The sequence below is a fragment of the Dyella halodurans genome, assembly GCF_026283925.1.
GTDB lineage: Bacteria > Pseudomonadota > Gammaproteobacteria > Xanthomonadales > Rhodanobacteraceae > Dyella > Dyella halodurans.
In genome coordinates, this window is the sequence record NZ_JAPDPF010000007.1 from 214,276 (window position 1) to 240,373 (window position 26,098).

The following is a 26,098-nucleotide window of genomic DNA, read 5'->3' on the forward strand; positions in this document are numbered from 1 at the left end:
GGGCACGGTGGTCAGCCGTGCGACGCGTCCTTCTTCACCGGATCAGTCTCTTCGCCCGTCGCGGTCTCTTCCTTCGCGGGGACGACTGCGGCGGCTGGAACGTCGGCGTGAGCCAGCAGATCACCTTGGGCAGGCGCGATCGGTGCGGCTGGCTCGATCGTGGCATGTGCCTCGTGTGGCACGGTCACGCTGTCCGGGGTCGCCTGCGCTGCAGCATGCCGGCTCGGTTCCTCGATCCGGGCCACGGTTTCCAGATGGGTATGGAAATCGATGCTGGTGCTCGCCACCGTCGGTGCGGGCTCAACGGCCGGCGCGCTGGCGACATGAGCATGTACCACGGTCGCCTCGACGTCAGGCGTGACCGTCGTCGGCGTCGGCACTGCGGCGATCTCTTCGGTCACCGTCACCTGAGCTGCCGCGACGGCAACCGGCGTGATCGTCGTCACCGGCTCGGCCGCAGAAGCTTCGACCTTGACGATTTCCGCGTCGACTTTCTCAGCCGTTGCTTCCGGAATCGGTGGCAGCGTCGGCAGGTTGAAGGACGCCGGCGCCACGGCGCTCAGCACGGGCTCGTGCGCCGGTTCCGCGTGGACAGGCACGGATGTCACGCTGACGGTTTCAGCCAGCGGGGCGGGGCGGAGCGACGGCTCGGCCGTCTCCACTGATGCCACCGTTGCAACCGCCGCAGCCGCCGCAGCCGCAGCCGCAGCCACGGGCGCGACCGGCGGGTTCACGACGGCCGGGCGAGCGATCGCCGCGGGAGTTGCAGCATCCTGACTACGATCCTCGTCGTCCAGGTCGAAGCCGTCCTCGGCACCTTCCTGGGGCAGCGCACCGGCCTGTGCCGTGTCCTCATGGCGGCGACGGCGACGGCCACCGCGACGACCGCGACGGCGACGCGACTGGCTGCCTTCGGTCTCGGGGCTGTTCTCATTGGCCAGCTCGGTATTCGTGATGGCCTCGGCCACCGGCTTGGCGGCAGCAGCTTCCTTGGCGGCTTCGGCGGCCGGTGCGGCTAGCGGACGCTGCTCGTCGGCCTGAGCGGGCGGTGCCGGCTGCGTTGCGGCCGCTGGCTGTTGTGCACGCGGCGGCCGCTGCTCCTGTCGTGGCTGCTGCGACGGCTGCTTGCGCTCAGACTGGGCCTGGCCGCTGGTAGCGTCGGTGGCAGCCTTTTGTTGCTGCTGGCGCTGCTCCTGCTTGGCCGTCTGGTTCTGGCCTTGTTGCTGACGCTGCTGCTGGGCCTGGTCATTGCCACGCTGGCGATTGCCCTTGGCCTGCTGCTGGCCTTTCTGTCCTTGCTGTTGCGGCTGCTGTTCGCGACGCTGCTGTTGCGGCTGGCGGGTACCCGGCTGGCCACCCTGAGCCTGGCGGCCGCGTTCATCGCGGCGGTTGGCGCGGGCGTTGGCCGGCGTGGGCTCGGTCTTGGCGGCCGGCACGGGCGCCGCTGGCGCTGCCCCGCTGCGGAACCAGCCGAGCAGGCGCGAGATGACGCCGCCAGTCGGTGCCGGCGTAGCAGCGGCCTGGCGTGCAGGCTGGGCCTGCGCCACGGGCGCCGCCGTCTCTTCGCGAACCGGAGCAGGCGTCGACGGCACGATGCCACTGACCGCTGGCTGCTCGCCGCTGCCCAGGGCCTGGCCCATCTTCGGCAAGGTCGAGGGCTCGACCGCGGTGAGACGCTCGTAGCTGGGCTTGCTGTGCTCGCCCATGTCCGCTTCGCGGATGCGCTGGATCTCGATATGCGGCGTTTCGAGCTTGTCGTCCGCCACGATCACCACGTGCACCTTGTTGCGTAGTTCGATCTCAACCACGCTGGCACGCTTCTCGTTGAGCATGAAGTTCGCCACGGCAGGCGGGACCTGCACCAGCACCTGGCCGGTGTTGTCCTTCATGGCGTGTTCTTCGATCAGTCGCAGGGTCGACAGCGCCAGCGATTCCACGCCGCGGATGTGGCCGTGGCCTTCGCAGCGCGGGCAGACGATCTGGGTCGCTTCGCCCAGCGACGGGCGCAGGCGCTGGCGCGACATCTCCAGCAGGCCGAAGCGCGAGATGCGGCCGATCTGCACGCGGGCGCGGTCCAGCTTCAGGGCGTCCTTGAGACGCTCCTCCACTTCGCGCTGGTGCTTGGGACTGTCCATGTCGATGAAGTCGATCACGATCAGGCCGCCGGCGTCGCGGATGCGTAGCTGGCGCGCGATTTCCACCGCCGCTTCGCAGTTGGTGTTGAACGCCGTTTCCTCGATGTCGCTGCCCTTGGTTGCCTTCGACGAGTTGATATCGATGGCGGTCAGCGCTTCGGTCTGGTCGATCACGATGGAGCCGCCCGACGGCAGGCGCACCTGGCGGTCGAACGCGCTCTCGATCTGGGTCTCGATCTGGTAGCGCGAGAACAGCGGGGTGTCGTCCCGGTACAGCTTGAGCTTGCGCAGGGCATTGGGCATGACCTGCTGCATGAACTCGCGCGCGTCGTTATACAGCGACTCCTCATCGATGAGGATTTCGCCGATGTCGTTGCGCAGGTAGTCGCGCAGGGCGCGGATGAACAGCTTCGATTCCTGGTAGATCAGGAACGGCGCCTTCTGGGCGCTGGCGGCGTTGGAGATCGCCTTCCACAGCTGCAGGAGGTAGTCCAGGTCCCACTGCAGCTCTTCGGCGTCGCGGCCCATGCCGGCGGTACGCACGATCAGGCCGACGTCGTCGGGAACGGTGAGGTGCTCGAGCGCTTCCTTCAGTGCCTGCCGGTCCTCGCCTTCGATCCGGCGCGAGACGCCGCCGGCCTTCGGGTTGTTCGGCATCAGCACCATGTAGCGGCCGGCCAGGCTGATGAAGGTGGTGAGAGCCGCGCCCTTGTTGCCGCGCTCTTCCTTCTCGACCTGCACGACCACTTCCTGACCTTCCTTCAGAAGGTCACGGATGTTCGATTTGTTCGGATCCAGGCCCTGCGTGAAGTACTCGCGGGCGATTTCTTTCAGCGGGAGGAAGCCGTGGCGTTCGGCGCCGTAGTCGATGAAACAGGCTTCGAGAGACGGTTCAACGCGGGTGATGCGGCCTTTGTAGATGTTGGCCTTTTTCTGTTCGCGGGACGGGATTTCGATGTCGAGATCGTAAAGGTTCTGGCCGTCGACGATGGCCACACGCAACTCTTCACGCTGAGTTGCGTTGATCAGCATACGTTTCATTGTAGTTTTTCCTCAGCTTGCCGCGCGTCGCGTGCCCCAGTGGCGCCGTAACTTCGGCGGCCTGCCGGGGATCGCGCCGCTGCGGTTAAGCGGCAAATGACGGCATCGTTTCCGGTGCCGGGGTGATTCGGGCAATGCGTTCGTCGCCCCGGAACCCCATGGAACCGGACAAACGACAGCCCAAACCGTTACGATGAAAGGGAGCAGCGACCGGCTGCCGTACAGGCGACCGGCGCTATCCTCGCCGACGTCGCGGGCGGGCGCCCCCCGATTCCATCCGAAGTATCCATTCGAACTTCGGCAGGAGGGGACATAACGCCGGCCGAGTATCCTATTTCGTCAGGTTTTTTTCAATGCAGACGGCAACTTCCCCCGACGCACCTCACGGTGTGCGTCAAGTCGAGATCGGACCCGAGCGGGACGGTCAGCGTATCGATAATGCGCTGATGACCCTGCTCAAGGGGGTGCCCAAGAGCATGATTTACCGCATCCTGCGCACCGGCCAGGTGCGCGTGAACGGCAAGCGTGCCAAGCCCGATACGCGTCTCGCGGCGGGTGATATGTTGCGTATTCCACCGGTGCGAGTGGCCGAAAAGGCGGTCCAGCACGGGCCGGCGCCGGGCATGGTGGCGTCCGTGGCGGACGCCGTCATCTTCGAAGACAAGCACTTCCTGGCCATCGACAAGCCGGCCGGCATCGCCAGCCATGGCGGCAGCGGCGTCAGCCACGGCGCCATCGAGCTGCTGCGCGCCGCGCGTCCCGCCGAGCACCTGGAGCTGGTGCACCGGCTCGATCGGGATACCAGCGGCGTGCTCGTGTTCGCCAAGACCCGTGCCGGCCTGGTCGGGCTGCAGGCAGCGATCCGCGAGGGTACGGTGACCAAGCAATACCTCTGCCTGATGGTGGGGCATCCGTCCAAGGCGAAGTTCGACGTCAACGCACCGCTGCTGAAGTCGGTGCTCCAGGGCGGCGAACGGATGGTAAGAGTGGCCGATAACGGCAAGCCGTCGCTCACGTTCTTCCGCGAAATGGAACAATACCCGGCCGCTCGCCTGATGCAGGCGACCCTGGGCACCGGGCGTACCCACCAGATCCGCGTCCATGCCGCCCACGTTGGCCATCCGCTCGCCGGGGACCCGAAATACGGCGACAAGGAAATGAACAAGAAATTCAAGGACCTGGGCCTGAATCGCCTGTTCCTGCATGCCGCGCACATGAGTTTCGAGCTGGACGGGCGCTCCTACAGCTTCTCCGCGCCAATGCCGGATGACTTGAAGGAATTCCTGGATGTCCTTGCCGTAAAAGGAAAAAGGATCCGCCGCGTGCAGGAATACCTACAGGAAAAAGCGCGCACTGACCCCAAGTGAGCGCAGCAGGTGACCGGTCAGCCCGCTCTCGACCAGCAAGGCGCAGGTGGCATGGGCCACGGCGATCGGGACCAGGCAAGGCGATTTCAGAAAACGCCATGCCCACCAAAGTTCGGCCATGAAGCAGAGCTGCATCAACGACCCGTTGGGCGTGTGCAGCAGGCCGAACAACGTGGCCGTGATCAGGATGATGAGGGGGGGCGGCAGCGAGGTGAGTCGCAAGCGTCCCATCACCCAGGCCAGCATGGCCCATTGCTGCACCAGCGCCCAGCCGAGATAGGCCAGCATGTGTCGCGGTTCGAGGTGGACCAGCCCATGGCCATCGACCAACATCAGGGCGACCGTGACCAACAGAGGGACCAGCGGCCAGAGCCAGTCGGCCCAGCTGCGTCCCATCCAGCGCCACCACACCGGGCGACGGCGCCAGTCGCTTTGGGCGGCAAAAAGCAGGGCTGCCACAAAGGCGGTGACGCCGGGAATCGAGAGCTGGGTACCCCAGCGCAGACCGGCGATCAGCCACAGCGGACCCGCCGCGATCGCGGCTACGTCCAGCCAGGGACGGATGACCTCCCGGGTCTGGCGCAGGGCGATCCACACGAGGGCGATCAGGTAGGCGGCACAGACACCCCAGTCCAGCCATGCGGGCAAGGACGCATCGTCGCCGGCGGCCGCAAACGACCGCCCGAACGGGAGCACCAGCGCGCCCGGCCAGTGCCGTTTCACCAGATCGCGCAGCGACAGCATGGTTTCGGCGGAGATGCCCGCCGGCAGACGCACCAGTGGCACGCTCCGCCCGGCGTACTGGGCTGACGCGGCGGTCAGTCCGGCCTGGGCCACGGCCAGGGCCGAAGGCAGCCGGATATCGGCGATGTCGGCACCGATCGAGGCGGGCAGTGAGGCGGGTTGCGGCGCCTGCAGGTCGACGTTCCGGATCTGCAGCACCGCATGCGCAGGCAGTTGGGGACGAAGGCGCAGCAAATAGGTGACCACGTCGGGAGGCCGGCACGGCTTGCCTGCGTCTGATCGCCAGCTGAGCGTGCGCAGGTCGATAACCAGCTCGTTCCCGCGGGGGGCGAGTCGACCGACATCAGTGGCCATGCATGCCGCGCTGCGCTCACTCGCCTGGTAGACCAGGCCTAGCGTGCCTTCCGCGTCGCTTTGCAGTTGCAGGTGAAGCAGCGGCCAGTGTGCCAGATCGACCGGCGCCGCCACCGGCAGGCCCAGGTCGAAGGTCGAGCCGTCGCGACTGCTGACGCGCAGGCCGTTGGGACTCGGCGCGATATCGGCGTTACCGAATACCCGCTGCGCGACCAGGTCGCGAGGACCGCGCAGGTGCCATTGCCACAAGGGCTGGCCGCTGCGCAGGGCCGTCAGTTCCAGGCGCGCGCGTTCAGCCAGGTGTTCGCGCGTTACCCAGGCGGACAAGGCGGCCATGGCCCAGAGCAACAGCACGACCGCCACGCCGAACCAGGCCATGGGGAAAATCCGGTGCGTGGCGCGCAGCGTGCTCAATGTTCGAGCAGGGTCTCCACGCGGGCAGCGCAGATGAAATCGTTGAGCGACAGGCCGCCGACGTCATGCGTCGACCACAGGATCTGGCAATGACCGTAGCCGGCTTCGAGATCAGGGTGGTGGTCTTCCTGATTGGCCATGAACCCCACCGCATTGATGAAGCCGAGCGTGTGGTGGAAGTCGCGGAACTTGAAGTCCTTCACGATGGCCTTGCCATCCGCCACGACCTGCCAACCGGGCAATTGGGCCAGCAAGTCGGTCACCTTGGCCTGGTCCAGTGCGTGTTCCTTGCCTTTGCGAGGCGTGCAGTGCTGGCTGGCGAGAGTGTTCGTGCTCATGGCGGTCGTTCCGTTCGTGAGAAGAAAAGTAGCAAGCGTCGAAGCTTGCCGGACAAAAGTCAAAAGCGAGCGGTCAGGGCGAAATAGGACTAAAATGGTGCTGTTTCGGCCGGCACGGTCGACGTTTTGGCTGGAGTAGACATGATCGACATTTCAGAACGGGCACAGCGGCATTTCCTCCGCTTGCTCTCCCAGCAGGGCATCGATGGATTGAGCATCCGCCTGCGCGTGACAGCGCCGGGTACGCCCGCGGCCAATTGCGAACTGGAGTTCGCCGAGCCCGACGAGCTGACCGGGCAGGAATGGACCATCGTGTGCGATGGCTTCGAGTTCCATGTCGCCGGCGACAGCGCCGCCTGGCTGGAAGGCGCCAGCATCGATTTCGAGCCGAATGCCACCGGCGGCCAGCTCAATATCCGCGCGCCGCGCATCAAGGGCGAGATTCCGGGACAGGAAGCCGGCCTGATCGAGCGCGTGCGTTATGTGCTCGAAGCCGAAGTGAATCCGAAGATCGCCTCGCACGGCGGACGCGTGAGCCTGCTCGAGGTCGACGCCAACGGCGTGGTGGTGCTGCAGTTCGGCGGCGGCTGCCATGGCTGCGGCATGGTCGACGTCACCCTGAAGCACGGGGTGGAAAAAACGCTGCGCGAGCGCGTGCCCGAGATCACCGAAGTCCGCGATGCCACCGACCACAGTGGCGGCAGCAACCCGTACTACAAGAAGCATGAGGGGCAGTCGGCGCTCGGCTGATCGAGCCAGGCATCCGCCCAATAAAAAGGCCCGCATCGAGCGGGCCTTTTTATTGGCTCATGCAGGGACGCGCGCGATTACTTGTCGCCCTGGATATGACCTTCCAGCGTGTCCAGCTTGGTCGGCTGGCTGGAGAAGAACGCGGCGATGTCCTCGATGTCCTGGTCGGACAGCGTGCCGACAAAGCCCTTCATGATCGGGTTGCTGCGCTGGCCGGTCTTGTACTCGTGCAGCGCCTGCTGGATGTACTCGTTGTACTGGCCAGCCAGGCGCGGGTACTGCGGGTCGACCGCATTGCCATCGGCGCCGTGGCAGGCGAAACAGACGGCAGCCTTCTGCTTGCCGTTGTCGAGGTTGGCGGCAGCCAGCAGCTGGGTGGAAGCGAACGCCAGGACGGCGCCGAATGAAAGCAGGGTGAGCGCACGTTTCATGCGGTAGAGGTCCTTGGCTTACTTGGCGAGGCTGGAAAGATAGGCGGCGATATCGTCGATGTCCTTGTCGGACAGACTCTGCGCCTGCGCCGTCATCGTCGGATGGCTGCGTTCGCCAGCCCGGTACTCATGGAGCGCGTTGACGATGTACTGCTGGTTCTGGCCTGCAATGCGCGGCACCGGGTAGTTCGGGTAGGCATTCGAGTAACCCGGCACGCCGTGGCAACCGTTGCAGGTGTAGATCAATTTGCGTCCGGCAGCTTTGTCACCCTCGGCATGCACGCTGGCAGTGGCGAGAAAAGCTGCGGCCACGGAGAGGCCAAGCAGTTGCAATCGAGTCATCGAGATGATTCCCACGAGTCCGGCGGGTCCATGGTGAAAAGTCGCAAAAGTATAGTGGTTGCTTTCACAAACGGACAACATGTCGCAAGCCACTGATCTTGATCAGGATGAGCCGGCATGATGATGATCCGGGGTCTGGAGACGCACGGCCTGGCCGGGCGATACACGAAACGGAAGGGGAGCTTGCATGGTGCAGTGGAACGTCGGATCGCAGGGCCAGCGGCCCTGGTGGAAGAGCGCGGTTTCGCCGCTACTGGTCGCTGCCCTGGCCACCGGCGTCGCCACCACCGCGATGGCGGCGGAGCCACCCGCGCACTATCGGGTCGTCGGTTATGTGATGGACGCCAAGCCGCTGCCCCGGATCAGCGCGGGCAAGCTCGATGTCATCAACTATGCCTTCGCCCGGCTCGACGCCAAGGGCAATGTGGTGTTGCCGAGCCCGACCGTCGATCAGACGTTGGCCAGCTTCACCGGTCTTCGCAAGATCAGTCCGAACCTGAAGATCATCGTCTCGATCGGTGGCTGGGGCGCCGACCACTTCTCCGATACCGCGCTGACCGAAGCCTCGCGCCAGCGCATGGCCGACAGCGCGGCCGCGCTGGTCGAGAAATACGACGTCGATGGCATCGACCTCGATTGGGAATACCCCACGCTCCCCGGTGCTGGCATCGATCACCGTCCCGAGGACAAGCGCAATTTCAGCCTTTTGCTGGAAACCTTGCGCGCCCGCCTGGACAAGCTGGGCGCCGCACACGCTGGCCGCCATTACCTGTTGTCGATTGCCGCCGCGGACGGCGAGTTCGTGCAGGGCATCGAGCTGGAGCGGGTGTCGCGCTCGCTCGACTGGATCAACCTGATGACCTACGACTTCCACAACAGCCTGACCCCGACGACAGGGCATCACGCCGGGCTGCATTTGTCGAAGCTGGCACCTGCCGATGATCGTGCCGGCGACAAGGCCGTCGAGCAGTTCCTGGCGGCGGGTGTGCCGGCGAACAAGCTGAACCTCGGCGCGGCGTTCTACGGACGTGCGTTCACCGGGGTGAATCCGCAGGACAACGGCTTGTACCAGAAGTACGACAAGTACCTGGGCGATCCGTCATGGCGAGAGCTGGTCGCCGACTACATCGACAAGCACGGCTACGTGCGCCACTGGGACGAGCAAGCCCAGGCACCGTACCTGTGGAATGCGGCGACGAAGACCTTTGTCAGCTATGAAGACCCGCAGTCGCTGCGCGCCAAGGCGGCCTTCATCAAGGCGAAGGGACTGGGCGGCGTGATGTATTGGGAGCACAGCCTAGACAGGAACGAAGAGTTGCTCGATGTGCTGGATCAGTCCTTGAACAAGCACTGATCCGTAACTACGTCACCCCGGCACCGCACGAAAGGCCGCGTTATTCCTGTCATTCCCGCGGCTCTCAACAGCCGAAGGGCTGGTCAAGCGGGAATCCAGTGCCTTTGCGCTCAACGTTTTGTCGTGCGAGCCAGCTACCAACCACGCGTATGCCCGTCATTCCAGCTGCTCTCAACAGCCGAAGGGCTGGTCAAGCTGGAATCCAGCGCCTTTGTGTAGGCCATAACGTCGCTGGATCCCAGCTTGCGCTGGGATGACGGCTCCTTTGAGACGCTTGGGCAGGTTCCTAGAGCAAGCTCTTCAGGATATGAATGCCCGCGGTGTACTCGCCGACGATGGTGCCCAGGCTGACCAGGAAGAAATTGAGCAGGGTGCGCGCGACGCGGTTCTTCCACCAGCCACGCCAGTGGCCGATATCGTCGCGCAAGGTCTCGAAGTCGGCCACGCGCGGACGACGCACCCAGGCTTCCACCATGGCACTGATGCCGCCGGAAGGAATGCCGGGCCGGAACGGTTTGATCGGCGCGGCAATGAACGCCGAAAGCATGCTTAGCGGGTGAGCGCCCGCGATCACCGCGCCAAGCAAGGCGAAGCCACCGGTGAGCAGTACCCAGTCGCGCAGCGCCGCCGTGCCCAGCGCCGTGTCGCGATGGAAGGCGAAGGCGATGGCGGCGAAGACCGCCAAAACGAGTCCGAGCGCCACCCACTTGGGCCAGCGTGACTTGGCTGGCGTGCTGGCGAGCTCGGCGGCTTCCGTCGCGGGATCGCCCTGCTGCGAGCGCAGCAGCTCGCACAAGCCCTTCAGATGGCCCGCGCCGATCACCACGAGGACACGACGCCCTTCGCCAAAGCCTGCGCGCGTCGCCTGTTCGCGCAAGCGGGCGGCCATATAGGCATCGCGCTCGGCGATCAGGCTGCGGAACAGCGGCGCCGACTCGCTGGCGAATTCGCTGAAGGCGCTCTCCAGCATGTCGCCCTGCTTGAGCTTCTCGATTTCGGTTTCCTCGATCGCCTCGCGTTCGAACACGCTGGCGATCAAGCCACCGAGCAGGCCAAAGCGCTGCCAGAAACCAACACTGTGCCAGGCGCGGCGCAAGGTGGTGCCTACCTCGCGGTCCACCAGCCAGACCGGCAGCGCGCGTTGCTCGGCGCCGTCCATGGCCGCCTTCATCTCGGCGCCCGGCTGGATGCCGTACTGCTCGGCCAGGCGCTTCTGGAACGAGGACAACACCAGGCTGGCGGCGACCATGCCGGCCTTGCCCTGGCGGATCACCTGGAACAGATCCATTTGCTTGAACGCATCGGGATCGCGCATGCCCTGGGCGCGGCTGTCACACAGCTCCACCGCGACGGCGTCGAAACGCTCGTGGGCGAGCAGGGCGTCCACCGCCTCGACGCTGGCGCGCGAGACATGCGCGGTGCCCAGCACGACGTATTCCACGCCATCGCGAGTGACCCGCTCTATCGGCTGGTCGCGCAGTACGGGCGGGAGGGAGTCGGCGATATCGGTCACTGTCATGCGCGGCGTCGATCTGGCAGGGGAACTCCCTGCATGGGGTTGGCCGGGGCAGGGCACAAGCCATGCCGCCGGAGGGCGGGCAGTGAATCAGGCCTCAGTCGCGGAAGCGCTTGAGCAAGTCACTATACGCATCGATGCGGCGATCGCGCAGGAACGGCCAGATGCGGCGCACGTGCTCGCTGCGGGCCATGTCCACCTCCACCACCAGCAATTCGCGCTGGTCCGTGCCCGCCTGGGCCAGGAACTCGCCCTGCGGACCGGCCACGAAGCTGGTGCCCCAGAACTGGATGCCGCGACCCACGCCTGACACATCGGGCTCATAGCCGGTGCGGTTGCACGACAGCAGCGGCAGGCCGTTGGCCACGGCATGGCCGCGCTGCACGGTGACCCAGGCTTCGCGCTGGCGATCCTTCTCGGCCTGTTCGTCCTGCGGATCCCAGCCGATGGCGGTGGGATACAGCAGCAGGTCGGCCCCTGCCAGCGCCATCAGGCGCGCGGCTTCCGGATACCACTGGTCCCAGCACACCAGCACGCCGAGACGGCCCACCGACGTATCGATCGGATCGAAACCCAGGTCGCCCGGTGTGAAGTAGAACTTCTCGTAGAACGCCGGATCGTCCGGGATATGCATCTTGCGGTACTTGCCCGCGATCGCCGCCGAACGGTCGAACACCACCGCGGTGTTGTGATAAAGCCCGGTGGCGCGCTTCTCGAACAGCGAGGCGACGACGACCAGCTTCAGCTCTTCGGCCAGCTTGCCAATGCGCGCGGTGCTATGGCCAGGAATGGTTTCGGCCAGGTCGAACTCGTCGACCGACTCGTGCTGGCAGAAGTACGGACCATTGTGCAGCTCCTGCAGCAGCACCAGTTCGGCGCCCGCCGCCGCGGCCTCACGCAGGCCCGCCTCAATGGCGTCGAGATTGGCGTCGCGGCTGCCGCGGTGGGTTTCCTGCAACAGTGCGACTTTCAGGGTCTTGCGAGTCATGGGCGTGCTTCCGGCGTGAGGGCCTGCCGGTAAAGGCAGGCCGCGCATTCTAATGGATACGACACATCGACACCGATCATGCCGGTGGGGGGTAGACCCCTCATATGGGCCTGTCCGGCGCCGGTTTCCAGCACCCGGCACCGACTTTCCCGGATCAGACGATGCCGGCCGGCAACTGCATGGTGATGCAGTGCAGGCTGCCGTTCTGCCAGATCAGCGGACGGCAGGGTACCTGCACGATCTCGCGACCGCGGTGCGCCTCGCCGATGATGCGTGCAGCCTCGTCGTCAACCACGTCGCCATAGGCCGGCACCAGCACGGCGCCGTTGACGATCAGGTAGTTCGCGTACGACGCCGCCAAGCGGCGACCTTCGTCGAGGATCGGGCGCGCCCAGGGCAGGGGATGGAGCTGGTACGGACGACCGTCCGGCGTGCGCAGGGCCGCCAGTTCCTCCCCCATGCGCTTGAGTTCGTCGTGGTGCGGATCGCTGGCGTCGTCGCAGGCCTGGTACACGATGCGATCGCCAGGGGCGAAGCGAGCCAAGGTATCGATATGGGCGTCCGTATCGTCGCCTTCGAGATAACCGTAATCGAGCCACAACACGCGGCGCGCATGCAGGCTGTCGCTGAGGATCTTGCTCATCTCTTCGCGCGACTGCTGCGGATGCCGCTGGACCAGACAGCGCCAGGTGGTCAGCACCGTGCCGACGCCGTCGCTTTCGATGCCGCCGCCTTCCAGCGCCCAGTCGATGCGCTTGTGCGCCGCCTTGCCGAACACGCCTGCCTCCACCAGTCCGGCGATCAGCGCGTCATCCTGCTCGGCACCGAACTTTCCGCCCCAGCCGGTGAAGCGAAAATCGGTGAGCTGGAACTTGCCATCCGCGGATTTCAGCGTGATCGGGCCCGAATCGCGCAGCCAGGTGTCGTCGTAAGGCTGTTCCACCAGGCGGATCTGCGACAAGTCCACGCCTTCGCCGGTCAGCAGCGCATGCACGCGGATGCGCAGTTCGTTGTCCGCGACCACGATGATCAGCGGCTGGAAGCGGGTGACCGCGGCGGCCAGTGCCACATACGTCGTCTCCACTTCGGCCAGGCGCTCGGCCCAGTCGGTGTCGGCATGTGGCCAGGCGATCAGCACGGCCGATTGCGGCTCCCATTCCGCCGGTAGACGCAGGGTGGAGTCAGTCATTGAGGAATCTCGCGCTCGTGGGGAGGCCACCGTTGCCGGGGGGTAGGGCAACGGCGGAGCGCGAAGTTTACTTAAAAAGTACGATGAACCAATGACACGGGGCCTGGCGGCGCCTAACAGGGGCCCTCAGGTCGAACGCCGTCGGCATGGCGTAGCGAAGCGACGTCAGCGCTCCAGGGCCGCAGCGCGATGGGGTGTGCGCCCCCACCGCCCATCCCCCATCCCGGCTTATTTCACCGAAGCGGGATTCGTATTGTTGCCCGCCGGCGTATTCAGCACCGCGTGGATCACATGGTTCTGCTCGAAGTACACGATGAAATTCGAGTAATCCCAGCGATTGATCACCGGCTGGCGGGGATTGCCGCCGCCGCGTGGTTCAAGCTTGCGCTGCGGGGCGCCGAACTTCTGTTCGACCTGGGCCATGGTCATGCCGCGGGTGGGCAGGTTCATGCCCTGTTCCTGCTGGACGCGATTGACGAGCAGGCTGTCCTGGCCGGCCTGGACGGGCATGGATGCGCCGGCCGCGGCCAGCAACACGATCATGGACAGGTTGATGCTGAGCTTGCTGATTCCGAACTTGTTCACGGGTCCCCTCTCCGCACAAGGCGATGCCGCGTCGTTGTAGCAGAACTATCCGGGCTATTCCATGCGAATCTGCGGCGAATGCGATGGGGTGGGCATAAGAGCCTGTTCACGGTCTCCGTGTGGCCCGCGTTGAGTGCGTGTGCTCGCCAGGGAGCGGTGCGTGGCGAAGCGCCTGCACGCGGGGAGGCGCCATGGATGGCGCCGGCTCTGAGGAGCGAGGACTGGTGGTCAGGTCGAGCCGCGCGCCGGTTCCTGGTGGGCACACGCACTCAACCCTCCGGGCCGGGTCTGTTTGCCCTCAGCCCCGCGTCATCACTCAGTCGTGTACGGACGTACGCTCCTTCGTTCTTCCTTGGTCTACGCGCAAACAGCTCCCGGCGCGGGCCACACGGAGATCGTGAACAGGCTCTGGGGCCCGGTATGATGGGCGGCTGCGGGCGGCAGGACGCCCGGTCCGGATAAGCTCTTTCTATGATTTCCTTTCGTCGCTTCGCCCTCCGCCGTGGCAGCCGCTTGCTGCTTTCCGATATCGACCTGGTGATCCAGAGTGGCTGGCGGCTGGGTGTGGTCGGCCGCAACGGCTGCGGCAAGTCCAGCCTGTTCGCCGCCCTGCAGGGCAAGGTCGATGCCGATACCGGCGACCTGGACATCCCGGCCAAGCTGCGCATGGCCTCGGTGGCGCAGGAAACCCCCGCGCTGCCCGATCCGGCGATCGAATACGTGATGGGCGGCGACGAGGAACTGGCCATCGCGCTGCGTGACGAACTTGACGCCGATGCGCGCGGCGATACCGAAGCGATGGCGCGGGCCCACCATCGCATCGAGGAATTGAACGGTTACGACGCGCGCGCGCGGGCGGGTCGGCTCTTGCATGGCCTCGGCTTTTCCGCGGATACACATGAGACGCCGGTGCAGGAGTTCTCCGGCGGCTGGCGCGTGCGCCTGAACCTGGCGCGCGCGCTGATGGCGCCGTCCGAACTGCTGCTGCTCGATGAGCCCACCAACCATCTCGATCTCGATGCCGTGCTGTGGCTGGAGGAGTGGCTGCGCCGTTACCAGGGCACCTTGCTGGTCATTTCGCATGACCGCGAGTTCCTCGACGGCGTCATCACCCACACCCTGCATTTGAACGATGGCAGCGGCAAGCTCTACACCGGCAACTACAGCGCGTTCGAACGCCTGCGTGCCGAGCAGCTGCGCCAGCAGCAGATTGCGCATGAGCGTGAGCAGGCCGAGCGCGCGCACCTGCAATCGTTCGTGGATCGCTTCAAGGCGAAGGCCAGCAAGGCCAAGCAGGCGCAGTCGCGCGTCAAGCGACTGGAGAAGCTGGCCGGCACCGAGGCGGTGCGCGCGGAGCGACCGTTCCGGTTCCAGTTCGCCGTACCCGATCGTCTACCCGACTCGATGCTGCAGCTGGAAGGGATCGAGGCCGGCTATCCCGGCGAAGACGGCGCGCCGCCGACCGCGATTTTGCATGACGTACGCTTTCGCCTTGAAGCAGGCGAGCGCATCGGTCTGCTCGGTCCGAACGGCGCGGGTAAATCCACCCTGGTGAAGACCCTGGTGGGAGAGCTCGAGCCGCTTGCCGGCGAGCGCAAGGCGCACAAGGACCTCAAGATCGGTTACTTCGCCCAGCACACGGTGGAGAGCCTGCAGGAGGGTTTTTCGCCGTTCGACCATCTGCAGGAAAAGGCCCCGGGCGTGGGTGCACAGGCGATTCGTGATTTCCTGGGTACCTGGAATTTCGCGGGCGATCGCGCGTTCGAATCGGTCGATGGCTTCTCCGGTGGCGAGCGTGCGCGACTGGCACTGGCGCTGATTGCCTGGGACAAGCCGAACCTGCTGCTGCTCGACGAGCCCACCAACCATCTCGACCTGGACATGCGCGAAGCGCTGGCCGATGCGCTGGCGGACTTCGATGGCGCGCTGGTGCTGGTATCGCACGATCGTCATTTGCTGGGCCTGGTCTGCGACAGCTTCTGGCGCGTGGCCGACGGCGCGGCGGAGGGCTTCGATGGCGACCTGGACGACTACGCACGCTGGTTGCGCAGCCGTGGCGCCACCAGCAAGAAGAACAAGAAGAAAGAGGCGGAGGCCAAGCCGGCCGCGCGGGTGGAATCACCGGAAGAGCTGCGCCAGCGCGCCGCCGCCCAGCGCGAAGCCGAAAAGGTGGCGCGCCAGCGCGTGAAGAAGATCGAGACGCGCGTGGCCACCATCGAGGGCGAGCTGGGCACATTGGAAGCCAAGTTGGCCGATCCGGCCACCTACAACGGGCCGACCTCGGAGATGATGCGCCTGAGCCAGCGTCAGGCCGAGTTGCGCGGCGAGAAGGAAACGCTGGAAGGCGAGTGGCTGAAGCTGTACGAACAGTTGGAGGCATGAGTCAGCGCATGAATGCTCCCGGGTCGAATCCGCTGGAATTGTGGCTGCCCGACCTCGGGCGTTTCGATCCCCAGCATCCCGTGCGTGCGCTGTTGCGCAAGGCGGATGGCCTGGCCTCCGGCGCCAAGGGATATCTCGCGGGACTGGCCGAGCGTTTCGTCGTTCCCGGTGGCCTGCCTGCCGCCGCCTTGACGCGTGAACTGATGGCCGGCGATGCGGCCGATGCCAGCTGGCTGTGCGCCGATCCCGCCTGGGTGCAGCCGGATCTCAACGGCGTGCGCCTGCTTGCCTGTGGGCAGATGCAGTTGAGCATGGAAGAGGCGCAGGCGTTCGCCAGGCCATTGAAGCCGGTCTTCGGCGATGCCGGGATGATCCTCGAGGTTTCATCGCCGGATCATTGGCATCTGCGCCTGCCCACCGACGCACCGTTGCCGGCCTTCGCCGCGCCCGAACAGGCGCTGGGCGAAGACCTGTTCGAACATCTGCCGCAAGGTGCGGACGGACGTCGTTGGCGCGTCCTGATCAATGAGGTGCAAGTGCTGTTGCATCAGCATCCGCTCAATGCCGAGCGTCGTGCGCGCGGCATGCCGCCAATCAATAGCCTGTGGCTGTGGGGCGGTGGGCGCTTGCCCGATGTGGTGCGTACTCGGCTGGCCGGTGTCATTGGCGACGATGTATTGCTTGGCGCACTGGCCAAGCGTGCCGGTATTTCTGTCGCCGCGCGCTCGGCTGCAAGCGTCGAGGCGGCCGCACCGGGCTGGATGATCGATCTGCAGGATCTGCCCGTGGACGAGATCGCCACCACCTGGTTGGCCAGCGTGCAGGTGCTCGCCCGGCGCCAGCCGCTGCAACTGAGCTTCGCCAGCGGTGAGCGCTGGTTGAGCCATCCCTGGCATCGCCTGCGTTTCTGGCGCGGGAGTAGCCAATGAGGGTGGTCAGCCTGCGTCGACGCCTGCCGCAAGGTGTACCGCATGGCTGGAGTACGGCCGTCCATCCGGTCCTGCAACAGGTTTACGCTGCCCGCGGCGTGCTGTGCCCTGAACATGCCGAATATCGCCTGGCGCGCCTGCTTGCTCCGCAACAGTTGGGTGGGCTGGAGCGGGCGGTGGCACTGTTGATTGAAGCGATTCGCGGCGACTGGTTGATCCTCATCGCCGGCGATTACGACTGCGACGGCGCCACCGGCACGGCCGTGGCGGTTCGCGGACTGCGCATGCTGGGCGCGCGTCAGGTCGACTACGCGGTGCCGAATCGCTTCATCCACGGCTACGGACTCAGTCCGGCGCTGGTCGAGTCGTTGCAGCCCAAGCCGCAATTGATCGTCACCGTCGACAACGGCGTGGCGAGCGTGGCTGGCGTGGCGGTGGCGCAACAGCAGGGCATCCGCGTCATCGTCACGGATCATCACCTGCCGGGCGAGCAGTTGCCGGCCGCCGACGCCATGGTCAATCCCAATCTGGCCGGCGATGAATTTCCCAGCAAGGCACTCGCCGGCGTGGGCGTGATGTTCTACCTGTTGCTCGCCTTGCGCGCGGCCTTGCGCGAGCAGGGCGATTTCGCGCCAGGGCAGGAACCGGATCTTTCAGTGCTGCTGGATCTGGTCGCCGTCGGCACCGTGGCGGATCTGGTGCCGCTGGATTTCAATAACCGCGTACTGGTCGAAGCGGGCCTCAAGCGTATTCGTGGCGGTCGCGCTTGCGCGGGTGTGGTGGCGCTGGTCGAAGCAAGTAAGCGCAGCCTGGCCACGCTTTGCGCCAGCGACCTGGGCTATGCCATTGGGCCGCGCCTGAATGCGGCTGGCCGGCTGGAAGACATGCGCCTGGGCGTCGAGTGCCTGCTCACCGACGATGTGTCGCAGGCGCGCCACTATGCGGAGTTGCTGAGCTCCATCAACCAGGAACGGCGTGAGCTGCAGGCGGCGATGGTGGCCGAGGCGGAAGTGATGGTGGCGCGCGCTGCCGACACCGACGCGGTCGGCGTGGCGCTGTTCGAGCCGAGTTGGCATGCCGGCGTGGTTGGCCTGGTGGCATCGAAACTGAAAGAACGACTTCATCGGCCCGTGATCGCCTTCGCGCCGGCCAGCGAAGATGCCGCCGACGAGTTGCGCGGATCAGCGCGATCCATCGCCGGTTTTCATATCCGCGACGCGCTGGCGATGATCGACGCGCGTCATCCCGGCCTGATCGAGCGCTTTGGCGGGCATGCGATGGCCGCCGGCCTGAGCCTCAAGACAGCGGACTACCCGCGCTTCGCCGCCGCGTTTGATGCGATTGCGCGTGAATGGCTGGACCAGGACCAGCTGCAGGCCGTGCAGCTGTCCGATGGCGAGTTGCCGCCTGGCGCGGCGACGCTGGAACTGGCACACCAGTTGCGCGCGGCGGGCCCCTGGGGGCAGGCGTTTCCCGAGCCCGTCTTCGACAACGTGTTCGAATGCGCGAGCTGGCGCTTGATGGGCGAGCGGCATTTGCGCCTGAGCCTGCGCGACCCGCGCGATGGTTCGGTACATGATGCGGTGATGTTCAATGCCTACGAAGGCTCGCCGCCGCCGGTGTCACTGCGCGCGGTCTACGAACTGGTGATCAACGACTGGCAGGGGCGCGAGAGTCCGCGCCTGTTGTTGCGGCATATCGAGGCGCTGCAGTCGACGTAGTACTTCGTACAGCGCCAGGCATCCGGCCGATCAGTGGACGTCCTCGATCGGCGCAAACACCTCCAGCGCTCGATGCAGGTCCTGGCGCATCGAGCCGAAGTCCTGCCATGGGTCGCGTTTGAGCCTGGCAAGGCGCCGACGCGCCGAATGGATATCGAAATCATGGCCACTCTGGCTCTTGCCCAATTCGTCCCAGCGCATGGGCATGGCGACCGGTGCGCCGGTGCGCGCACGCAACGAATACGACGCGATGGAGGTGGCTCCCCGCGTGTTCCGTAGATAGTCGATGAAGATTCTTCCTGACCGTTCCTGCTTGGACGCCTTGGCGATGAAGGTATGCGGATGCGTCGATGCCAGGCGTCGTGCAAACGCCTGGGTGAACCGCCTTGCATCATCCCAGGCACACGCCGGGTGCAGTGGCACGACCACATGCAGGCCCTTGCCACCGCTTGTGCGAACCAGGCTCTCCAGCATCGCGTCATCAAGCTGCTTCCTGATCAACCGCGCGGCTGCAACGACCTCCGGCCAAGGTATGCCGGGCGCCGGATCGAGGTCGAAGACGAGGTAGTCGGCATGGTCCAGGGTCTCGGCCTTGGCGCTCCACGGATGGAATTCGATCGCGCCGAATTGCACCAGTTCGATGACGGACTTCGCATCGCGGGGGCATAGATAGTCGTCCATCGCACCACTTTCTTCCTTCAGGCGGATATGGCTGACGTGTTTCAGTCCGGGAAAAGGATGTTTCTGGAAAAAACCGGCTTGCCCGATGCCTTCAGGGCTACGCAACACCGATATTGGGCGTCCTGCCACGCCGGGAAGAAACCAGTCCATCACCGCCGCGTAGTAAGCGGCGACATCACGCTTGGCAATGCCGTCATCGGGATAGAGCACGCGCTCGGGGTGCGTGATGACGATGCCTTCGATGTGACGCGTGTTCATGCGGCGGCTACCTTGGGATGAGTCCGATACACGAGCAGCAGCGTACTGCTCGCAAGCCGACAGGCCGATCAGGAGGCACGTGCTGCAAGCAAGGCCCGCAGCCGCTCCAGTATGTCGTCAGGCGCCATGCCTCTGAGGCGCAGCATCGCTCGCTCGGTCTCGCGTATCTGCATTTCGCCGACGGCATGCCTTCTCAGCTGCTCGCGAAGCAGGGCGTTCTCCTTTTCCAACAAACGGTAGAGCCGCAACAGTTCATCGAACGCCCTGATCAGGCCCAACCGGGGATCCTCCGTTTCATGCGTCATCAGACTTGGTCCCGTGACGTGAGGGGTACGAAACTGCAAGTCCGGCGGTTAATCACGAGTGATGGGGAGATGCGTGCCGGGCGGGTTGGTTCAGATTGTGCTTCTCGTCTATTCAGGGAGGTCTGCGCCCCCCCCCTAAGGAGCGTGTGATGGACGGATCGATGTAGGGAAATTCCTACCTCACAATCAGTGAGAGACCGATAGGTCCCATGGATGAACGAGGGCATTCTTGCTCAGTCCACCAAGGGCAGCCTGGTGGGCTCGCTCCACGCCCATCGGGTCGTGGCGAGGCATCCTTTCTGACAGGGTCTGACGATGGTCACGTATTCGCTCAAGCAGTCCAACGAAGGGCATTGGAGCGTGTGGCGTTCTGGCCTTTCGCTGTTCGGTGACCTGCGTCTGGAAGCGGCCATCAATCTGGCCCGGGAGGTGGCCCGCGACGAGCATCTGCGTTCGGGGCGTGCCGTCTGCGTGGAAATGCCGGGTCCGGCATCGAGCATTCGCCTCGCGAAATTTTCGCGTACTGCCGCGTCGACCATGTCGGCAGCCTGAGGGCGACGAGGGGGCAGGACATCGTCGAAGGCGTACGGGCTGCTGCACGGCCGCTTGTCTGAATCGCATGGGCTAGGCAAAGTCGCCTACGTCTCCTCAGGGAACCTACCCATGCGCTGGTCGCTTCGTTGCTCCTCGGTCGCCTTGCTGGCCTTGGCCGTCCTGCCGTTGCAGGCGGCCACCTTGCTGGTCAACGCACATATCCACACCATGGACCCCGCCCAGCCGGAAGCCACCGCGCTGGCCTGGGGCAATGATGGCCGTCTGCTCGCCGTCGGCGATGCCACTGACCTGCAGACGCGTTATCCGGATGCTGCCAAGGTCGATGCGAAAGGGTCCACGGTCATCCCGGGTCTGATTGACGCCCATGGCCATATGCTGGGCCTCGGCATGACGCACATCCAGGTGGATCTGGTCGGCACCCGCTCCAAGGCGGAGATCCTGGATCGCCTCAAGGCCTTTGCGGCCAAGTTGCCGAAGGACGCCTGGCTGGTGGGGCGCGGCTGGGACCAGAACCATTGGGCCGGCAAACAGTTCCCCACCGCGGCGGACCTGGACGGGCTCTTTCCCGATCGACCGGTCTATCTGGAGCGCATCGACGGCCATGCCGTCTGGGTCAATTCGGCGGCGATGAAGCGGGCGACGAAAGCGCTTGATGGCGACTGGCAGCCCGAGGGCGGTCGCATTGTGCGCGCAGGCCAGAAAGCCAGTGGCGTACTGGTGGATGGTGCCCAGCATCTGGTGGGCGATGCGATGCCGCCGTTGACCCACGCGCAGACCCGCGATGCCTACAAGGCCGCCTTCGCGGACGCCGTGGCCGCCGGTTTGACGGGCGTGCATGATCCGGGCGTCAGCCTCGATGATTTCAAGGTGCTGCAGGAAATGGCCGCGGCGCACGAGATTCCGCTGCGTCTCTACGAGATGGCCGACGGCAACCACGCCGCACTCGACTGGCTCTGCGCGCAAGGCGGCCATTGGGCGGATGCCGGCGGGCGTCTGCAGATGCGCACGGTGAAGCTCTACATGGATGGTGCGTTGGGCAGCCGTGGCGCGGCCTTGCTGGCTGACTACAACGACGATCACGGCAACCGCGGCATCCTGGTGACGTCACCCGATGCGTATCGCACCGCCGTCGACAAGGCGCATCGCTGCCATGTGCAGGTGGCGACGCATGCCATCGGCGACCGTGGCAACCGCATGGTGCTCGATACCTACCAGGCCGTGCTGGGCGACGATGCGAAGAGCGATCACCGCTGGCGCGTCGAGCATGCGCAGATCGTGGCGCTCGACGATATCCCGCGGTTCGCGCAACTGCGGCTGATCGCTTCGATGCAACCGACCCATGCCACCTCCGACATGCCGTGGGCCGAGCAGCGCCTGGGTGCCGAGCGACTGAAGGGCGCCTATGCGTGGCAGCGTTTCATCCATGACAACGTGCCGCTGGCGTTCGGCTCCGACTTCCCGGTGGAGCATGTCAACCCGATGCTGGGCATCTATGCCGCGGTCACCCGGCAGGATCTGAACGGGCATCCGCCGGGCGGCTGGCTGCCGGATCAGCGCGTGAGTCGCCTCGAAGCGCTGGCGGGCTTCACCCGTGGGGCCGCCTATGCCGGCTTCATGGAAAACGACGTAGGCATGCTCAAGCCGGGCATGCGCGCGGACTTCGTGGTGCTGGATGGCGACCCTCTCAAGGTAGCACCGCGGCAGATCGCCGACCTGAAACCGATGAGCACCTGGGTGGATGGCAAGGTCGTTTACAAGGCGGAAACGACAAACGCCGCGCAGTAAGCGCGGCGTTGCCTTGGCATTTCCCTCTCCCCTCCGGGGAGAGGGTAGGGTGAGGGGCCAATCTTGCGATAGGGCCAACTGACAAGCGGGCTTCGCTTGAACTTTCCAGCGAGCACCCACCCCTCACCTCAGTCCTCTCCCCCGAGGGGAGAGGAAGTAAGGGCTTAAGCCGCCTTGCGCGACACCACACCGATGCTGGCGTGGGCCGACTTCAACGATTCAGCCTTGTTGTCCTCGCTGATCGCCACGCCTTCGGCACGCACGAACTCGATGTCGGTGACGCCAAGGAAGGCGAACACGGCACGCAGGTAGGGTTCCTGGAAGTCGAACGACTGAGCGGCGCTGCCTTCGCTATAGATGCCGCCACGGCTGGAGGCGATGATCACGCGCTTGCCACCAGCCAGGCCTTCCGGACCGTTGGGGCCGTAGCGGAACGTCTTGCCGGCCACGGCAATGCGATCGATCCACGCCTTGAGCTGGCTCGGGATCGAGAAGTTGTACATCGGCGCACCGATGACCACCACGTCGGCGGCGAGGAAGTCGTCCATCATCTGGGCGCCGAGCACGGTGCTCGGATCGCTGGCGTCGGAGACCGGGGTCCAGTGTGAAAGCGGGTTGGCCACCAGGTCGTGGTAGACCACTTCGGTGCCGGGCTGGCCACGGGTCAGTTCGGCTACGATGGCGGCGGTCAGGCCACGTGAAACAGAGTGGCCACCCAGGGCGCTGGCGTCGAGATGCAACAGTTTCATGGTGTTTCCTCAGTGACGGGCCGGGTCTACCGGCGACCGAGCTAAGGTACATTCGCGACAATTGACTGATAAGCCGGGTAAAATCGAACGTATTGTTCCATCAAGGAAACGGTGATGACGGTGTTGGATGGCGCCCTGCAGGACCTCAACGACCTGTACTTCTTCGCGGCCGTGGTCGAACACGGCGGTTTCTCCTCCGCAGGACGGGCCCTGGGCATCCCCAAATCGCGCCTGAGCAAGCGCATTGCCCAGCTGGAAGAGCGCCTGGGCGTGCGCTTGCTACAACGGACTACCCGCCGTTTCGTGGTGACCGAAGTGGGCGAGCGCTTCTACGGTCACTGCCGCGCCGTACTGGAAGAGGCGCGGGCGGCCCAGGACGCGGTGGACGAGTTGCGCTCCGAACCCCGCGGCGTGGTGCGGGTGAGCTGCCCGGTTTCCCTGGTGCAGTCGGTGCTGGCGCATGTCCTGCCGGATTTCCTGGCGCAGCACCCCAAGATGCAGGTGCGCCTGCAGGCCACCGACCGGCGCGTCGACGTGATCGGCGAAGGCTTCGACGTGGCGATCCGCGTACGCAGCAAGCTGGATACCGACGCCACCCTGGTCATGCGCACGTTCGGCCAGTCGCGCGTCTTGCCGGTGGCCAGCCCCGATCTGCTCAAGCGGCACGGTCGCCCGCAGGTTCCCGCGGACCTGTCCGGCCTGCCGGCCCTGACCATGAACGAGCACGAGGGTGCGCAGAGCTGGGAGCTGCTCGATGCCCAGGGCGAGCGCGTCGTGGTCGATATCCAGCCGCGCCTGATCTGCGGCGATTTCGCTGCGTTGCTGGCGGGGGCCAAGCGCGGCATCGGCGTGACCCTGCTGCCCGAGTTCGTCTGTGGACCGGCGGTAGCGCGTGGCGAGCTGGAAGTGGTGTTGCCCGAATGGAGCGTGCCACAGGGCACCATGCATTTCGTTTATCCCAGCCGCCGTGGCCTGCTGCCCGGCGTGCGCGCGTTCGTCGATTTCCTGGCCGAGCAATTGCCGGACGCGGTGCGCCGCAACCACGAGGAATGCAGCAAGTTCCTCTGATTCCTTGACCAGGCGCGCGCCATGCCGCGTGCTAGCATCCCATTTAGCCATCCAGACATCCGAATCATGCATATCGACACCAAGCTTCCGAAAGTGGGAACCACCATCTTCAGCGTCATGAGCCAGCTGGCGATGGAGCACAAGGCGGTCAACCTTGGCCAGGGATTCCCGGATTTCGAGCCGCCGCAGCCGCTGCGCGATGCGATCACCCGCGCCATGGGCGAAGGCCGCAACCAATATGCGCCGGGCATCGGCCTGCCGTCGCTGCGCGAGCAGATCGCGCTCAAGACCGAGCGCATGTATGGCCGCAAGATCAGTGCCGATAGCGAGGTCACGGTAACGTCGGGCGCCACCGAGGCGCTGTTCGCCGCCATTGCCGCGGTCGTGCGGGCGGGCGACGAGGTGATCGTGTTCGATCCGGCTTATGACAGCTACGAGCCGGCGATCGAGCTGCAGGGTGCGCGTGCGGTGCATATCCCGCTGGTCGCGCCGACCTTCGCGGTCGACTGGCAGCGTGTGCGTGATGCGGTGACGCCCAGGACGCGCATGATCCTGATCAACAGCCCGCATAACCCGACCGGTGCGGTGCTGTCGTCGGCCGATCTGGAAGAGCTCGCCGATATCGTGCGAGATACCGAGATCGTGGTGCTGTCGGACGAAGTGTACGAACACATCGTGTACGACGGCGCCCAGCACGAGAGCGTGTTGCGTCATCCGGAACTGGCCGAGCGCAGCTTCGTGGTGTCGTCGTTCGGCAAGACCTATCACTGCACCGGCTGGAAGCTGGGCTATGCGGTGGCGCCGAAGGCGCTGTCGGCGGAGTTCCGCAAGGTGCATCAATACCTCACGTTCTGCACGTTTCATCCGGCCCAGGTCGCGTTCGCGGAATTCATGGCGAGCACGCTGGAGCACTACCTGGAGCTGCCGGCGTTCTACCAAGCTAAGCGCGATCGCTTCCGCGACTTGATCAAGCCGTCGCGGCTGAAGCTGCTCGATGTGCCGGGTGGCTATTTCCAGTTGGTGGACTACTCGGCCATCAGCCAGCAGGACGACATCGCTTTTAGCGAGTGGCTGGTGAAGGAAGGCGGCGTGGCGGCGATTCCGTTGACGCCGTTCTACGACGTTGCGCCGGGCACCCACCTGTTGCGCCTGTGCTTCGCCAAGAGCGATGCCACCATGGAAGCTGCCGCGGAGCGTCTATGCAAACTTTGAGAATAAGCCTGGTGCAGGGCGCGACGCGCTGGCACGATGCGCCGGCCAATCGCGCCTACTACGGCGAGCTGGTGCGGCGAGTGGTGGGACAGACTGATCTGGTCGTGTTGCCGGAAACCTTCATGTCCGGCTTCAGCAATGACACCCGCGCCAGTGCCGAGACGATGGAGGGCGAAGGGGTGGCGTGGATGCGTGCCTTGGCGTCCGAGGTCGACGCCGTGGTCTGCGGCAGCCTCGCCATTCGCGAGGACGACACGGTCTACAACCGCCTGATCTGGGCGCGTCCCGACGGCAGCTACGAGCAGTACGACAAGCGTCATCTGTTTCGCATGGCGGGCGAACATACGCGTTATGGCGGCGGTAGCGAGCGGCTGGTCGTGGAACTCAAGGGCTGGCGCATCCTGCCGCAGGTTTGCTACGACCTGCGCTTTCCCGTGTGGCTGCGCAATGGTCGCCGCGCAGAAGCAACCGGCGGCATGGACTACGACCTTGCCTTGTTCGTGGCGAACTGGCCGGCGCCGCGCCGACAGCCGTGGCGCACCTTGCTGCGCGCACGCGCGATCGAAAACCTGAGCTACGTCGTTGGCCTTAATCGCGTAGGCGTCGATGGCAACGAGCTGCCTTATGCGGGCGACAGCGCGGTGATCGATCCGGTCGGCGAAGCGCTGGTCGAGCTCGGATCACAGGAGCAGGTGGTGACCGTCACGGTGGATCCCGCACCGCTGCTCGCGCATCGCGAACGATTCCCTGCGTGGATGGATGCCGACCGCTTCACGCTCGACGTTGGCTGAAGGAATAGCCGCGCGTCTCCCTCTGACGTCCGTCATAGAGCGCTTGTGGAATGGCTATGCATCGCGCTGCGACCTAGCATCTGCATCGAGCGGGCGAAACAGGGGAGCAGGCAC

General features: G+C 65.3%; 23 protein-coding genes. 11 read left to right on the forward strand and 12 right to left on the reverse strand.

The annotated features are described in order from the left end of the window. Window positions 1-11: 11 nt before the first annotated feature. A complete protein-coding gene (locus OUZ49_RS15265) occupies window positions 12-3,176 on the reverse strand; it encodes an Rne/Rng family ribonuclease (protein WP_266151358.1) in 3,165 nt (1,054 codons plus the stop codon). Between the two features lie 353 nt (window positions 3,177-3,529). Here OUZ49_RS15265 and OUZ49_RS15270 point away from each other — a divergent pair, with 353 nt between their 5' ends. Then, entirely contained in the window at window positions 3,530-4,543 is a 1,014-nt protein-coding gene (locus tag OUZ49_RS15270; RefSeq protein WP_266151359.1) for an RluA family pseudouridine synthase, read from the forward strand. On the opposite strand, the gene OUZ49_RS15275 is transcribed toward OUZ49_RS15270, so the two are convergent. Both OUZ49_RS15275 and OUZ49_RS15280 read right to left on the reverse strand, forming a co-directional pair. Next, window positions 4,511-6,019, reverse strand: coding sequence for a CPBP family glutamic-type intramembrane protease (locus OUZ49_RS15275; RefSeq protein WP_266151360.1), 1,509 nt, complete (start codon window positions 6,017-6,019; stop codon window positions 4,511-4,513). The genes OUZ49_RS15270 and OUZ49_RS15275 overlap by 33 nt on opposite strands. 32 nt (window positions 6,020-6,051) lie before the next feature. Continuing rightward, window positions 6,052-6,393 carry a 4a-hydroxytetrahydrobiopterin dehydratase gene (locus OUZ49_RS15280; RefSeq protein ID WP_266151361.1) on the reverse strand — a complete coding sequence of 114 codons (342 nt, stop codon included), beginning with the start codon at window positions 6,391-6,393 and terminating at the stop codon, window positions 6,052-6,054. Window positions 6,394-6,534: 141 nt separating this feature from the next. On the opposite strand from OUZ49_RS15280, the gene OUZ49_RS15285 reads away from it, so the two are divergent. Continuing rightward, on the forward strand, window positions 6,535-7,143 hold the full coding sequence (locus OUZ49_RS15285; RefSeq protein WP_266151363.1) for an NfuA family Fe-S biogenesis protein: 609 nt from the start codon (window positions 6,535-6,537) through the stop codon (window positions 7,141-7,143). A 77-nt stretch (window positions 7,144-7,220) separates the two neighbouring features. Here OUZ49_RS15285 and OUZ49_RS15290 read toward each other — a convergent pair whose 3' ends face one another. Then, window positions 7,221-7,574 carry a c-type cytochrome gene (locus OUZ49_RS15290; RefSeq protein WP_266151364.1) on the reverse strand — a complete coding sequence of 118 codons (354 nt, stop codon included), beginning with the start codon at window positions 7,572-7,574 and terminating at the stop codon, window positions 7,221-7,223. Between the two features lie 18 nt (window positions 7,575-7,592). Continuing rightward, on the reverse strand, window positions 7,593-7,916 hold the full coding sequence (locus OUZ49_RS15295) for a c-type cytochrome (RefSeq protein WP_266151365.1): 324 nt from the start codon (window positions 7,914-7,916) through the stop codon (window positions 7,593-7,595). 187 nt (window positions 7,917-8,103) lie between these two features. On the opposite strand from OUZ49_RS15295, the gene OUZ49_RS15300 reads away from it, so the two are divergent. Continuing rightward, window positions 8,104-9,270 carry a glycoside hydrolase family 18 protein gene (locus OUZ49_RS15300; protein WP_266151366.1) on the forward strand — a complete coding sequence of 389 codons (1,167 nt, stop codon included), beginning with the start codon at window positions 8,104-8,106 and terminating at the stop codon, window positions 9,268-9,270. Window positions 9,271-9,556: 286 nt separating this feature from the next. Here the strand turns inward: OUZ49_RS15300 and OUZ49_RS15305 are convergent, their stop codons facing one another. The 4 genes from OUZ49_RS15305 to OUZ49_RS15320 all read right to left on the reverse strand — a co-directional run bounded on the left by OUZ49_RS15305 (window position 9,557) and on the right by OUZ49_RS15320 (window position 13,533). Continuing rightward, window positions 9,557-10,789, reverse strand: a complete 1,233-nt coding sequence (locus OUZ49_RS15305; protein ID WP_266151367.1) for a TraB/GumN family protein — start codon at window positions 10,787-10,789, stop codon at window positions 9,557-9,559. Window positions 10,790-10,883: 94 nt separating this feature from the next. Beyond that, entirely contained in the window at window positions 10,884-11,774 is an 891-nt protein-coding gene (locus OUZ49_RS15310; RefSeq protein WP_266151368.1) for a carbon-nitrogen hydrolase, read from the reverse strand. Between the two features lie 154 nt (window positions 11,775-11,928). Further along, window positions 11,929-12,963 carry an agmatine deiminase family protein gene (locus tag OUZ49_RS15315; protein ID WP_266151369.1) on the reverse strand — a complete coding sequence of 345 codons (1,035 nt, stop codon included), beginning with the start codon at window positions 12,961-12,963 and terminating at the stop codon, window positions 11,929-11,931. A gap of 228 nt (window positions 12,964-13,191) precedes the next feature. Continuing rightward, window positions 13,192-13,533 carry a hypothetical protein gene (locus OUZ49_RS15320; RefSeq protein ID WP_380003996.1) on the reverse strand — a complete coding sequence of 114 codons (342 nt, stop codon included), beginning with the start codon at window positions 13,531-13,533 and terminating at the stop codon, window positions 13,192-13,194. A gap of 486 nt (window positions 13,534-14,019) precedes the next feature. On the opposite strand from OUZ49_RS15320, the gene OUZ49_RS15325 reads away from it, so the two are divergent. The 3 genes from OUZ49_RS15325 to recJ are packed head-to-tail and all read left to right on the forward strand — an operon-like array spanning window position 14,020 to window position 18,580. Next, the gene (locus OUZ49_RS15325) at window positions 14,020-15,930 is read left to right on the forward strand and encodes an ABC-F family ATP-binding cassette domain-containing protein (RefSeq protein ID WP_266151370.1); all 1,911 of its coding nucleotides are present in this window, start codon (window positions 14,020-14,022) and stop codon (window positions 15,928-15,930) included. Window positions 15,931-15,938: 8 nt separating this feature from the next. After that, complete coding sequence (locus tag OUZ49_RS15330; protein WP_266151371.1) at window positions 15,939-16,859, forward strand: phosphoglycerate mutase; 921 nt, start codon at window positions 15,939-15,941, stop codon at window positions 16,857-16,859. Beyond that, a complete protein-coding gene (recJ, locus tag OUZ49_RS15335; protein WP_266151372.1) occupies window positions 16,856-18,580 on the forward strand; it encodes a single-stranded-DNA-specific exonuclease RecJ in 1,725 nt (574 codons plus the stop codon). Before OUZ49_RS15330 ends, recJ begins: the two co-directional genes overlap by 4 nt. Window positions 18,581-18,610: 30 nt before the next feature. On the opposite strand, the gene ligD is transcribed toward recJ, so the two are convergent. Next, window positions 18,611-19,519 (reverse strand): non-homologous end-joining DNA ligase, encoded by a 909-nt coding sequence (gene ligD / locus OUZ49_RS15340; protein WP_266151373.1) that lies wholly within the window; start codon window positions 19,517-19,519, stop codon window positions 18,611-18,613. A 68-nt stretch (window positions 19,520-19,587) separates the two neighbouring features. After that, entirely contained in the window at window positions 19,588-19,824 is a 237-nt protein-coding gene (locus OUZ49_RS15345; RefSeq protein WP_266151374.1) for a hypothetical protein, read from the reverse strand. A gap of 315 nt (window positions 19,825-20,139) precedes the next feature. Between OUZ49_RS15345 and OUZ49_RS15350 the strand changes: the two genes are divergently transcribed. Both OUZ49_RS15350 and OUZ49_RS15355 read left to right on the forward strand, forming a co-directional pair. Then, window positions 20,140-20,376: a hypothetical protein gene (locus OUZ49_RS15350; protein ID WP_266151376.1), complete on the forward strand. Its 237-nt coding sequence runs from the start codon at window positions 20,140-20,142 to the stop codon at window positions 20,374-20,376. A gap of 111 nt (window positions 20,377-20,487) precedes the next feature. Next, entirely contained in the window at window positions 20,488-22,164 is a 1,677-nt protein-coding gene (locus OUZ49_RS15355) for an amidohydrolase (RefSeq protein WP_266151377.1), read from the forward strand. 164 nt (window positions 22,165-22,328) lie between these two features. On the opposite strand, the gene OUZ49_RS15360 is transcribed toward OUZ49_RS15355, so the two are convergent. Continuing rightward, window positions 22,329-22,913, reverse strand: a complete 585-nt coding sequence (locus OUZ49_RS15360) for an FMN-dependent NADH-azoreductase (protein WP_266151378.1) — start codon at window positions 22,911-22,913, stop codon at window positions 22,329-22,331. A 114-nt stretch (window positions 22,914-23,027) separates the two neighbouring features. Between OUZ49_RS15360 and OUZ49_RS15365 the strand changes: the two genes are divergently transcribed. The 3 genes from OUZ49_RS15365 to OUZ49_RS15375 all read left to right on the forward strand — a co-directional run bounded on the left by OUZ49_RS15365 (window position 23,028) and on the right by OUZ49_RS15375 (window position 25,984). Next, window positions 23,028-23,981 carry a LysR substrate-binding domain-containing protein gene (locus OUZ49_RS15365; protein WP_266151379.1) on the forward strand — a complete coding sequence of 318 codons (954 nt, stop codon included), beginning with the start codon at window positions 23,028-23,030 and terminating at the stop codon, window positions 23,979-23,981. Window positions 23,982-24,047: 66 nt separating this feature from the next. Next, window positions 24,048-25,193 carry a pyridoxal phosphate-dependent aminotransferase gene (locus OUZ49_RS15370; protein WP_266151380.1) on the forward strand — a complete coding sequence of 382 codons (1,146 nt, stop codon included), beginning with the start codon at window positions 24,048-24,050 and terminating at the stop codon, window positions 25,191-25,193. Next, complete coding sequence (locus OUZ49_RS15375) at window positions 25,181-25,984, forward strand: amidohydrolase (protein ID WP_266151381.1); 804 nt, start codon at window positions 25,181-25,183, stop codon at window positions 25,982-25,984. Before OUZ49_RS15370 ends, OUZ49_RS15375 begins: the two co-directional genes overlap by 13 nt. Window positions 25,985-26,098: the final 114 nt, after the last annotated feature.